An 11,852-nucleotide genomic window follows, 5' to 3' on the forward strand; every position below is an offset into this window, starting at 1 on the left:
CCCTGAGTGCCCAGGCGCGTCGCGCCCAGCCGGCCCTCAGGGGCAAGTAAGAAGGAGGCCGCCAATAAGGAGGGTGGGCAGCAGCGCGGCCGGGATCGTGGCGGCGGCCAGAGCCACCCCCCCCGAAATCCCATCAATTTGGCCGCGAATCAGCATTGCCAGACCCTTTTGAGCCCCAAATCCTCGGTCAAAACCGTTGACGGTTGGTTGCCGGGAGGCTCAGTGACCCGTTTCTAGACGAGAAATAGCAGCAACTGCAACGCCAAAAGATGGTCAGGGGACCTGACCTGGTTGCAGGGTCTCGTGTCCCGGACGCGCTGCAACGCGAAGCGTTGCTGCGCAGAGCGGGGACCCAGGGGCGGCACGGCACGATGCGGATGGATGGACCCCGGCTCTGCAGCGCACCACCCCCGACGATGCTTCGCATCGCCGCGGGCGCTGCGCTGCGTCCGGGGCACGATAGCGGAGTGCGGCACCCGGTCTCTCCACCGTCATTGCGATGCTCCAATGCACATCCCAGCGTGCAGTGCCGTAGGGTGGGCAAAGGCGCACAGCGCCGTGCCCACCAATTCAATCGCGGTGCGAGGATGGTGGGCACGCTTCCGCTTTGCCCACCCTACGATATCGAGTTTGTGGCACACAGCTCAAGTCGCGGACACGCCTTCTCGTCCTCGCGGCTGAATTCACCCGAGCTTTGCCTGGTCTCGCTACCCTCCAATCCAAGAGGGCGCAGGGAAGGCCGGGTGCCAGCTCGCACCCGCGGTCCGCTGCGCGAAATGCACACGCAGAAAGAACCGCACAGCAGCATACAGGTGGTGCCGAACACTCGGCCTTCCCTGCGCGGTGGTCGGACGGCTTATGCCGTGCTCTCCCGGGAGCCGAACTTTCCTTCTGGCCTCCCTCGCCCCGCGAATTGGATGATGCAGTCTGCCCGGTTGGGCTCGCTCGCACCTCCGCGGAAGGCTTGACCGTAGCAACGACGGCCAGGACCACACGGTTTTGCCGTACGCGCGGCCCGCCATTTCGCCGCAGTTTTTCCTGGCCCCGTCGACGAAGCCGGAAACTTACAGACGAGACGAAGCCTAGCAGCGCCGTCGTCCGCACGAAGCCTCGGGCTCACAGGGACTACCCGCCCTGCCCGCGCCTCTCGTGCCGACGCTGCCGCGTCCACCGCAAGCCCGGCTCGCGACAGTGACGACCACATAGTCGCCCCTCTTGGGTGAGCCGGGATGGGCGACACATACGCCGAAACCGAATTTCGGTAAAGTGGAATATTTTTAGCGAAGTGGATTGACAGAGGGCGACACAGGCTCGGTCCCGCAGCCCGGATGGCGCCAACGGATCGGCGCGAAGCGCCGCCCGATGACAGGCTCCGCGCAATCCGGGACGGTGCGAGACGCCGGGCGAGCGCCCCGGATTACGCTTTCGCTCCATCGGGGCTACTGGCACTTCCGAACTTCGCCCTATCCCGCGCGGCGGGCGCGGGCCCTGCTTTCCCAGCGGTTCAGCATCTGGCCGAGCTCGCCGGTGACCACGGGGATGGCCGTGATGGCGCTGGGGATCTCGTTGGTGTTGGCGGGCGCGTTGGCGGGAAGCCAATCCGGCTCGGTATATTCGCGCCAGCGGCGCGCTTCGGCGCGTCTTTTGTTGGAGATGAATTCACGCGTGAAATAGCCGGCCGCGAACGCGATTCCCAGCAACACGATCAATACGATGACGCCAGCCACAATCAACTCCGTCCATCGCCCCCGGAGGGGTTCTGCGTGGCAATCAGCGCAAAATCAAGGCTTGAACTTCGCCGAACGGGCGGCCTGCCGCGCTTTGCCGCAAGCAAATTTTTGCTTCGATCCGCGGAACATTTTCGCGCCTTGCAAAGGGCACAAGGCGGACGCGGAGTGCATCCGAATATGACAGGATTGAGACCCGCGCGAATCCGATTCCACCCCTCGCAACCGGCGCCGGACCGCATTAACCTCCGGTTGCTCGGCCGGATCAACCGGCCAGCGAACATCATTGGGAGGACGCGATGACACGCCAAGAGGCTCGTGACCACACGGCTCGTGACCACGAGCAGCGTGACCAGGATGCTGCGCTTTCACGACGAACGCTTGTCCGGGGGCTTGCGCTTGGCGCCGCAGCCACGGTCGCCGGCCCCGCGCTGGCCCAGACCGGACCCGCCGCACCGCCGACCACCATCACCACCCCGCCGCGCGATTTCGGCCCCCACGGCGCCCCGACCACTTATTTCTGGGACCCCGACATCATCGCGGTCGATCCCTCCTTCAACGATCTCGCGCAGCCCAACACCGCGATCAAGCGTCTTTATACCGGCGTGCTGTGGGCGGAGGGCCCGGCGTGGAGCGCGCAAGGAAGGTATCTGCTCTGGAGCGACATTCCCAACAACCGCCAGATGCGCTGGAGCGAGGACGACGGCCGCGTCAGCGTGTTTCGCACGCCGTCCAACAATTCCAACGGCAACTCCTTCGACTTCCAGGGCCGCCAGCTCTCCTGCGAGCACCTGACTCGCCGGGTGACGCGCTATGAGCACGACGGCACCGCCACCGTGCTCTGCGACAATTACAACGGCAAGAAGCTGAACTCGCCGAACGACGTCGTCGCGCATCCCGACGGCAGTTACTGGTTCACCGATCCACCCTATGGCGGTCAGCTCTACGAAGGCGAGCCGGATGCGGCGGGCGGTCCGAGCAATGCGGGCGGCAAGCTCAATCCGCGGATCGGACAGCCGGCCGGTTTCCAGCCAGGCAAGCGCGAGTTGCCGACCAATTGCTATCGCATCGACCCCTCCGGCCGCATCGATCTCGTCGTCACCGAGGAGCAGGTCCCCGATCCGAACGGACTGTGCTTCTCGCCTGATTACAAGAAGCTTTACGTCGCCTCGACCGGCAAAGGGCCAGGCGATACCGGCCCCGGCGGCAAGGGCGAGATCTTCGTGTTCGATGTCGGCGGGGACAACAAGCTCTCCAACCTCAAGAAGTTCAGCGATTGCGTGGTCGACGGCGTGAAGTGCGGGCCGGACGGCGTGCGCTGCGACGTCAACGGCAATGTCTGGGCTTCCAGCAATGCCGGCCGCGCCGTCGGCTACAGCGGTGTGACGGTGTGGTCGCCGGAGGGCAAGCTGCTCGGCCGCATCCGCCTGCCGGAGGTGTGCGGCAACATCACCTTCGGCGGTCCCAAGCGCAACCGCCTGTTCATGGCCGCGAGCCAGTCGCTCTACGCGGTGTTCACGGCGACGCAAGGCGCAGGGCCCGGCTGAGCGAAGAGTGCACCGCTATCGTAGGGTGGGCAAAGGCGCAACGCGCCGTGCCCACCATCTCGTTCCGTATCAAAGGGATCGTGGGCACGCTTTCGCTTTGCCCACCCTACGGCACTGCGGATCGATTCATCCTTCGATCCCTCCCGCCAATACACTCTCGCAAACATGCCGGCGCACCTGCGTTTCATGACAGCTTGACGACGCGCATCCTCCGATGCGGCTCCTCGGCCGCAATCAAGCTGCACCGCGGGCCAATCTCCGCCATCAAACCAAAGAAGATACGTGACGCGGCACGGCCGCAGCGCGGTGCGCGGACATGAAGTCCGCCGCGATCCGCGCCTGACACGGACCGGGAGCCTACGCGATGCGCCGTATGCCAAACGATACGATCATCGTCAGCGTTGGAAGCCAGGAACTCGTGATCGCGTTCGGAGACCCCGGCCTGCCGGTCGACGGCCACGGCGGTAACGACATCATGATCGCAACGGTCGATGACGGGCCCAGCAGCCTGCTGTTTGTCGGTGACGAGGCGATCCTGAACGGCCGATCGCATGGCGGCAACGACCTTCTGGTTGCGACGGTCGAGGGTCGCTTGCCCTATGTGTCTTTTGATGGCGACGCGCAGATCATGTCAGATCAAGCCCATGGCGGCAACGACGTGCTGCATGTTGAGGCGTCGAACGCGACCTATGCAAACGTTTATCTCTCGGGCGACGCCGAGATCGCCATGACCGGGGATGCCAAGGGCGGCAATGACCTCATCACGGCAGAGATGGGCGACAGATCCTATGGCGCGTTCAGCGGCGATTCCGGATCGCTCATGAGCGGCAACGCTGAAGGCGGCAACGACATCGTCAGCGTGGTCCAGGCCGGATTCTCTGGCAACGCGTCGATATCCGGTGATGCCTTGGTGACCATGAGCGGCGATGCACGCGGCGGCAACGACATCCTCATATATACCGTCGGCGCCGGTGCGCGGTCCGGCGGCGCATCGCTCCTCGGCGACAGCGACTACATGAGCGACAATGCCCGCGGCGGGGACGACATCCTGATCGCAGCCGTCGCCGGCAATCCCGATTCGACCTCCATCGCGCTCGTCGGCGATGCCTCGCAGATGTCCGGCAACGCACAGTGTGGCAATGATATTCTCTACGGGAGCGATCGCGGCGATTGGATGTATGGCGATGCACGCATCTACACTCCCGCCGCGGCCGGCTCGATCACCGGCGGCCGCGACCTCCTGAACGGCGGAGGCGGCAATGATCAGCTCTGGGGCGGGCCGAACAACGATCTGTTCGTGTTCAACGCCGGCTCGGGCCAGGACGTGATCAACGATTTCAACCAGGGCAACAAGGCGGCCGGCAGCACGGCGCGGGAGCACGATGTGATCGACGTCCACGCTTACGACTTTGCAGGCTGGGCCGAGCTGAAAAGCCTGATCAGCGACGACAACGCCGGAAATGCGGTGATCCACCTGACCGCCAACGACACGATCACGCTGGACGGCATCCACGCCGCCGATCTCAACGCCAGGGATTTCATCGTCTGAGGTGCGGCGAGAGTCCGGTCGGCACCGGCAAGCCAACACATCCAGCAGGGCCCGTCGCATTTACCGCGGCGGCCTTCGCTTTGTGCAGAAACCGAAGCCCACGCTGGCACCGGAGGACCCATCCTGCGATCTTGTCGTTACCCCCCGTCTGGGTTAGAGGCGCGAGATGGATGATCGACCAAAGCAGACTGAGAGCCTGACCCAGGACGACGGCTTCGTTCACGTCCGGGGCGCGCGCGAGCACAACCTGAGAAACGTCGACGTTCGCATTCCCCGCAACGCCCTCGTCGTGTTCACGGGCGTGTCGGGCTCCGGGAAATCCTCGCTCGCCTTTGGAACGATCTACGCCGAGGCGCAGCGGCGCTATCTGGAGTCGGTGTCGCCTTACGCCCGGCGACTGTTCCACCAGATGCAAGTCCCTGAAGTCGACGACATCGAAGGCCTGCCGCCCGCCGTCGCGCTCCAGCAGCAACGCGGGGCGCCGACGACAAGGTCATCCGTGGGCAGCGTGACCACCATCTCGAACCTTCTGAGGATGCTCTATTCCCGCGCCGGCGATTACCCGCGGGGACAGCCGATGCTCTATGCGGAAGCGTTCTCGCCGAACACGCCCGAGGGGGCGTGCCCGACCTGCCACGGCATCGGCCGGATGCTCGACGTGACCGAGAAGTCGATGGTGCCCGACAACACCAGGACGATCCGGGAGCGCGCCGTCGCGGCCTGGCCGAGTGCCTGGCAAGGGCAGAACCTCCGGGACATCCTGACGACGCTCGGCTACGACGTCGACAAGCCCTGGCGCGAACTTCCTAAAAAAGACCGCGACTGGATCCTGTTTACGGATGAACAGCCCACCGTGCCTGTCTATGCCGGTTACGACGCCACTGAGGTCAAACGCGCCCTGCGCCGCAAGGAAGAGCCGAGCTATCAGGGCACGTTCACCGGCGCCAAGCGCTACGTGATGCAAACCTACGCCAAGTCCGAGAGCGCGATGATGAAGCGCCGCGTCGCGCAATTCATGATCACGCGGGATTGCCCGACCTGCCACGGCACCCGGCTCAAGCCCGAGGCACTCAAGGTCAGGTTCGCCGGCCTCAACATCGCCGAGATGTCGCACCTGCCGCTCAAGCAATTGCAGGAATTGGTCGAGCCGTTCGCAAAGGCCTCGACAGACAAGACGGAGAAGACCGTCGTCGCCAGGCGCATCTGCGAGGATCTGTCGGCGCGGCTCGCCGTCCTGCTCGACCTCGGCCTCGGCTATCTCGCCTGCGAGCGCAGCACGCCGACGCTGTCACCGGGCGAATTGCAACGGCTGCGCCTTGCGACGCAGGTTCGTTCGAACCTGTTCGGCGTCGTCTACGTGCTCGACGAGCCGTCAGCGGGCCTGCATCCCGCCGACACCGAGGCGCTGCTGCGGGCGCTGGACCGGCTGAAGCACGCCGGCAACTCGATCTTCGTGGTCGAGCACGAGATCGAGGTGATCAGCCACGCCGACTGGCTGGTGGATGTCGGCCCCGACGCCGGCGACGGCGGCGGACTCATCCTCTACAGCGGGCCGCCGGAAGGGCTCGGTGACATCGAGCAATCGCGAACCGCGCATTACCTCGGACGTCCGCGCAAGAAGCTGCCGCCGGCGCGCCGCGAGCCGAAGGGCCATCTGAAGCTCAGCGGCGTATCCCGCAACAACCTTCGTGGTCTCGACGTCGATATTCCGCTCGGCATTCTCACCAGCATCACCGGCGTGTCGGGCTCCGGCAAATCGAGCCTGATCAGCCAATTCCTCGTCGATACCGTTGCCGCGCATCTCGGCCATACGCTGGCCGCTGACGCCGATGACGACAGCTTGGCCCCGACGGTCGAGACGTTGGGCGGCAGGATCGTTGCCGGCCTTGACCAAATCAACCGCCTCGTCGTCGTCGACCAGAAGCCGATCGGCCGCACCCCGCGGTCCAATCTTGCGACCTATACCGGCCTGTTCGACCATGTCCGAAAACTGTTCGCGGCAACGCCGCAGGCAAAGTCCCGCCGCTACGATGCCGGACGCTTCTCGTTCAATGTCGCGAAAGGACGATGTGCGACCTGCGAGGGCGAAGGCTTCGTCTGTGTCGAGCTCTTGTTCCTGCCCAGCGTCTACGCGCCCTGCCCGACCTGCAAGGGCGCCCGCTACAACGACAAGACGCTCGAGGTGACAATCCGCGGCAAATCCATCGCGGATGTGCTGGCGATGCGCGTCGACGAGGCCTTCGAGTTCTTCGAGGGCGATGCCGCGCTGAACCGGTCGCTCTCGGTCGTGCGCGAGGTCGGCCTCGGCTATATCCGCCTCGGCCAGTCCGCCACCGAACTGTCCGGTGGCGAAGCCCAGCGGATCAAGCTGGCGACCGAGCTGATGCGTCCGCAACGGGGCCATACGCTCTATGTGCTGGACGAGCCGACCACCGGGCTGCATCCACGGGACGTCGAGCGGCTGATCGCCCAGCTCGAACGGATCGTGGACACCGGCAACAGCGTGGTCGTGGTCGAGCACGACATGGACGTCGTCTCGCACAGCGACTGGATCATCGATCTCGGCCCCGGTGCCGGCGACGAGGGCGGCCGCATCGTCGCATCGGGAACGCCGGACCAGGTTGCCAAGGCCGGCGGAAAGACCGCGCATTATCTGGCGGGGCGCTTGAAGCAGTAGCGCGCGACGATTGTCGGATGCGGTCGCCTCGCGGTCATTTCGCAATTGCGTTCCATGGCGCAGCTGACAGACCCGACTTTCGCGATGTTGACTTTCCGCCATCCCGCTCCCCATACTTCGCAAAAAGATAACAACCAATCATAAGACGGTTTTTGAGGGAGGATAGGATGCCGACTTCACGCAGGCAGCTGCTGAAGGGTACGGCGGCTGCCGCCGCCACACTCAGCCTCGATTGGACCAGGGCCCAGGCGCAGGCCGAGAATTTGCGCATCGGTCTGATCTACGACCTCACCGGTCCCTTCGCCGCAGGCGGCTCGGTCGCCTCCTCGGTCGGCGCGCAGATCGCCATCGACCTCGTCAACGAGAAGGGCGGCATCGGCGGCAAGACCAAGATCGTGCCGGTCGCGGCGGATTCCCAGAGCAAGGCGGATGTTGCCATCAACGAGGCCGAGCGGCTGATCAGCCAGGAGAAGATCGACATCATCAACGGCGTCTATTCCAGCGCGCATGCGGTGCCGATGGCGGCGAAGGTCGAGCAGCAGAAGAAGATCCTCTGGATCACGACCGCGGTCTCGACCGCCGTGTTCAAGGACAAGAATCTGCAATACGTGTTTCGCGCGCAGATCCATTCCGACCAGTACGGCCAGGCCTTTGCCGGCTTCATCGCCGAGCATGCGCAAGCCAAGCTCGGCATGGAGGCAAAGGACGTCAAGGTCGCGCTGATCCACGAGGACGGCCCCTATGGCGTCGGCGTCGCCGCCGCCGACGAGGCCTATGCCAAGCAGGCCGGCATCCAGGTGGTGATGCGCGAGGGCTATTCGGCGTCCGCGCCCGACCTCTCGGTGCTCGTGACCAAGCTCAAGCGGGCCAAGGTCGATGTGATCTCGCATGCCGGCTACAACCCCGACATCACCCTGTTCCTGCGCCAGGCCCGCGAGAGCGGATTGCGCTTCAAGATGCTGTTCGGCGCCGGCGCCGGCTACAGCCAGCTCGACAAGCTGCGCGCCACCTTCGGTCCCGACATCGACAATTTCTGCAACATCGACCCGGTGCCGGCGCAGCTGCTCGATGCGGCGAAACTCGCGCCGGGCATGGGCGAGCTGATCAAGACCATGGTCTCGCGCTACCAGACCAAGACCGGCGCCACCGACGTGCCGCCGCACTGCTCGATGGGTTTCAACCAGACCTGGGTGCTGCTCAACAACGTGCTGCCTGTCGCCAAGGAGAAGTACGGCAGCTTCGAGCCGGAGGCGATCCGCAAGGCCGCGCTCGACGTCGACATCCCCGCCGGCGGCACCATCCAGGGCTATGGCGTCAAATTCTTCCCGCCGGGCACGCCGCTGTCCGGCCAGAACGAACGCTCGACGCCGGTGGTGATGCAGAACGCGGGCGAGCACATCTCGGTGGTGTGGCCGACGAACATCAGGACGCAAGACCCGGTATTCCCGCTGCCGAAGGGCTCGACCTACGGGGCGTAGGGGCGGCTTGCTTCCACCCTCCCCTGGAGGGGAGGGTCGCTACGCATGCAGCGAAGCGGAATGCGTGGCGGGGTGGGGTGATCTCTCCACATGAACACTGCCCGTGTGGAGAGATCACCCCGCCCCGCTCGCGCTGCGCGCGATCGACCCTCCCCCTCCAGGGGAGGGTAAGAGAAGCGTACCCTACAACACCACCCGTCGCCCCTCCTCCGCGGCCCAATAGCCGGCGTAGTTCACCTTGATCGTCTCATAGGCGAGCGCAAGGTCGGACAGCGGCTGCCGCCCGGTCGCGACGCATTCCATGAAGTCCTGGATCTCCTGCAGATAGCCGCGCGTCCATTCCTCCTCGAGGCAGACATATTGCCAGCCGGTTTTGCGGTCGACCTTCTCGGTGATGTAGACGCTGGCGAGCTTCTCCTCGGAGGTCTGGTAGCTCATCAGATGGTTGTTCGGGGTAATGTTGGCGAACAGCGAGCCGCCCGACGTATAGGTCTCGACCAGATTGCGCACGCCGCCCATGATCATGTCGCCGGAGAACACGGTGGCCTTGGTGCCGTCAGAGAAAGTCGCGGTCAGCGTGCCCCAGTCCTCGACATCGACGGGATCGGCCTTGATGTAGGTGCGCTCCTCCGGCTTGAGGCCGGCTGTGACGTTGCCGACATCGCCGGTGACGCTGGCCACGCGGATACTCTCGCCGCGCGCCTTCGCTTCGACCTGCTTGAGGTAGAGCACGGCGGAGAGCGGATGGCAGCCCATGCGGATCAGCGAGCCGCCTCCGGTCATCGCCCATTGCGCGGCGTGGGCCGCGTGCGAGCCGGAATGGCTCTCCTCGCCCTTCATGAACAGGATCTTGTCCTTAGTCGCCTTGATGATCTCCGCGGTCTTGGTCACCGCGGGCGCGTAGATCCAGTCCTCGGCGTACATGAAGAGCTTTCCGGTGCGCTCGATCGCGGTGCGCGTCTTGTCCATCTCCTCCAGCACGCGCTCATACATCAGCGCCTTCGGCACGTGCTTGCCGATCGGCTGCTGGTCGCCGTCGCGGCCGAAATAGCCGGCGAACGGCTTTTCGCAGATCACGTGCTTGCCGGCCTGCATCGCCGCGACGATCATTTCGGCATGAAGATTGGGCGGCGTGCAGATGTCGACGACGTCGATCTCGCGGTCGGCGATCAGATCGGCAAAGCCGCGATAGACCCGCGGGATGTTGTGACGGCCAGCGAATTCGACGACGTGGTCGCCGCGCGCGGCCACCGCCGCGACTTCGACGTCCACGCCATAGACGCGCCGGAACGCATACATGTGCAGCTCCGACACGAAGCCGCAGCCGACGAGTCCGATCCTGATCCCAGCCATAGTGCCCCCTTGCTTTGGGCGGCACTATAGCGCGCCGGCCGGCCTATTCCACGGAGACTCGCACCACGCCGGCACTCATCATGCCGAGCGCGCGGGCGGCCGGCACCGAGAGATCGACGATACGGCCGCGGATGAACGGGCCGCGATCGTTGACGCGACACTGGATCGTGCGGCTGCCATAGGAGACCCTCAGCACGCTGCCGAACGGGCGCGTCCGATGCGCGCAGGTGAGCTCGCCCTTGCCGGCTTTTCCGTAGCTGTAGTAGGAGGCGAGCCCGTTTTCGGCATGGGCAACAGAAAATGGTGAAAACGAGAAAGTAGCGAGACAAAACAATAGCGTCGGCTGCGCGCGCACGGCACCGCTCCGGTTGGCCCAGACCCGTCCCGCAAACGTCAGTTTGTTCCCTTCAGTTCCTGGAACTGCCGGGACGGATCCCGGCAACGCCATCAAAGATTGTTACTGTCTGTGAAAAACCAGCGTGCGCACCTCGATGCTTTCGCGCGGCGCGGCGTCCAGCGGCGTGGTCGGATCGACGAAGGCGGTGTGCGGCCCGAAGCGGGTGCGGCCGTCGGTTGCGGAATCGTAGCATTTGAGCAGCAGCGCCTCGTCCGGTGTCATCTCCGGGAAATAGAACCAGCGATGATCGGGATTGTATTTCACCGAATAGGTCTCGCCGCGGCGGTTGGGATAGATCAGGTCTGACGCCACGAGATCACCGGGCGCAACCGTGGTGCCGTCGGCCATGGCGAGCGGTGAATCGCGCAACGGACCCCGGATCGGACGCCAGAGGTTGATCACCTGGACGCGGCCCTTCAGCAGCTCTTCGGCCTCGTCAGGCAGATGCTCGCGCACCCGGTTGGCGCCGGAGATGGCGGTCTGGTCGACATGGACGCGTGTCGCCGGCTGGCGCGGGCCACCGCCGCGGGTGTCGGCCGCGCCCTCGACGCGCTTGCGCACGGTATGGTCGAAGATGACGACGCGGTCGGCCTTCAGCGTCGCGCGCAGGAACGCCTCGACGGCGGGATAGTAGACCGCCCTCACCTCTGCGTCGTCGTAGAAATCCTTCACCCGGGTCGGATGGCGCACCAGCGCAAAGCCTTCGCGATCGAGCGAGAAATTGTTCGCGATCAAGCGCGCATCGAAGATCGGCACCTGATGCGGCTCCGGCAGCGACGTGCTCCTGGGCTCACCGGGCGGCGGGTCGAATGCGTAGGTTCGCGGCTTGCCGGATGTCGGCGCGAGATAGTTGAGCTCGGCAGTGACGAAGGGAAGCGATTCGATTCTTGTTTCTTGCAGGCCCATGGCCGGTCTCCCGATGTGGTCGTCGGATTGATTTTTGAGGGCGCGCGACGTGGCACAAGAGGTGCGATGCAAATAGCAATGAGGATGTTGTCGGGAGCGACGAATGCAGAAGGAACGTGTCGCGCAAGACGATTGCGCTGGAACGGGTTCTTCCTACTTCACGGATGCTTGAGTGTTGGTGATATATCGTGCCCCGGCTCTGCGGAGCAGCTTGCACC

General features: G+C 64.7%; 8 protein-coding genes. 4 read left to right on the forward strand and 4 right to left on the reverse strand.

The features are described from left to right. Nucleotides 1-1,463 precede the first annotated feature (1,463 nt). Nucleotides 1,464-1,727 (reverse strand): hypothetical protein, encoded by a 264-nt coding sequence (locus XH81_RS32045; RefSeq protein WP_038971177.1) that lies wholly within the window; start codon nt 1,725-1,727, stop codon nt 1,464-1,466. A 299-nt stretch (nt 1,728-2,026) separates the two neighbouring features. Between XH81_RS32045 and XH81_RS32050 the strand changes: the two genes are divergently transcribed. The 4 genes from XH81_RS32050 (at nt 2,027) to XH81_RS32065 (ending at nt 8,978) form a co-directional block, all read left to right on the forward strand. Continuing rightward, nucleotides 2,027-3,274 carry an SMP-30/gluconolactonase/LRE family protein gene (locus tag XH81_RS32050; protein WP_038971174.1) on the forward strand — a complete coding sequence of 416 codons (1,248 nt, stop codon included), beginning with the start codon at nt 2,027-2,029 and terminating at the stop codon, nt 3,272-3,274. Nucleotides 3,275-3,638: 364 nt separating this feature from the next. Further along, a complete protein-coding gene (locus XH81_RS32055) occupies nt 3,639-4,823 on the forward strand; it encodes a calcium-binding protein (protein WP_038971175.1) in 1,185 nt (394 codons plus the stop codon). Nucleotides 4,824-4,989: 166 nt separating this feature from the next. Further along, nucleotides 4,990-7,500, forward strand: coding sequence for an excinuclease ABC subunit UvrA (uvrA, locus tag XH81_RS32060; RefSeq protein WP_271596741.1), 2,511 nt, complete (start codon nt 4,990-4,992; stop codon nt 7,498-7,500). Between the two features lie 167 nt (nt 7,501-7,667). Beyond that, nucleotides 7,668-8,978: an ABC transporter substrate-binding protein gene (locus XH81_RS32065; protein ID WP_028145396.1), complete on the forward strand. Its 1,311-nt coding sequence runs from the start codon at nt 7,668-7,670 to the stop codon at nt 8,976-8,978. Between the two features lie 183 nt (nt 8,979-9,161). On the opposite strand, the gene XH81_RS32070 is transcribed toward XH81_RS32065, so the two are convergent. From XH81_RS32070 to XH81_RS32080, 3 genes are all read right to left on the reverse strand, one after another. Continuing rightward, nucleotides 9,162-10,331, reverse strand: coding sequence for a Gfo/Idh/MocA family protein (locus XH81_RS32070; protein ID WP_028145397.1), 1,170 nt, complete (start codon nt 10,329-10,331; stop codon nt 9,162-9,164). A 43-nt stretch (nt 10,332-10,374) separates the two neighbouring features. After that, nucleotides 10,375-10,686, reverse strand: coding sequence for a septal ring lytic transglycosylase RlpA family protein (locus XH81_RS32075; RefSeq protein WP_028145398.1), 312 nt, complete (start codon nt 10,684-10,686; stop codon nt 10,375-10,377). A gap of 102 nt (nt 10,687-10,788) precedes the next feature. After that, nucleotides 10,789-11,634, reverse strand: coding sequence for a CmcJ/NvfI family oxidoreductase (locus XH81_RS32080; protein ID WP_028145399.1), 846 nt, complete (start codon nt 11,632-11,634; stop codon nt 10,789-10,791). Between the last annotated feature and the right edge of the window lie 218 nt (nt 11,635-11,852).

The sequence above is a fragment of the Bradyrhizobium sp. CCBAU 25360 genome (genome assembly GCF_028128695.1).
GTDB classification, from domain to species: domain Bacteria; phylum Pseudomonadota; class Alphaproteobacteria; order Rhizobiales; family Xanthobacteraceae; genus Bradyrhizobium; species Bradyrhizobium ottawaense.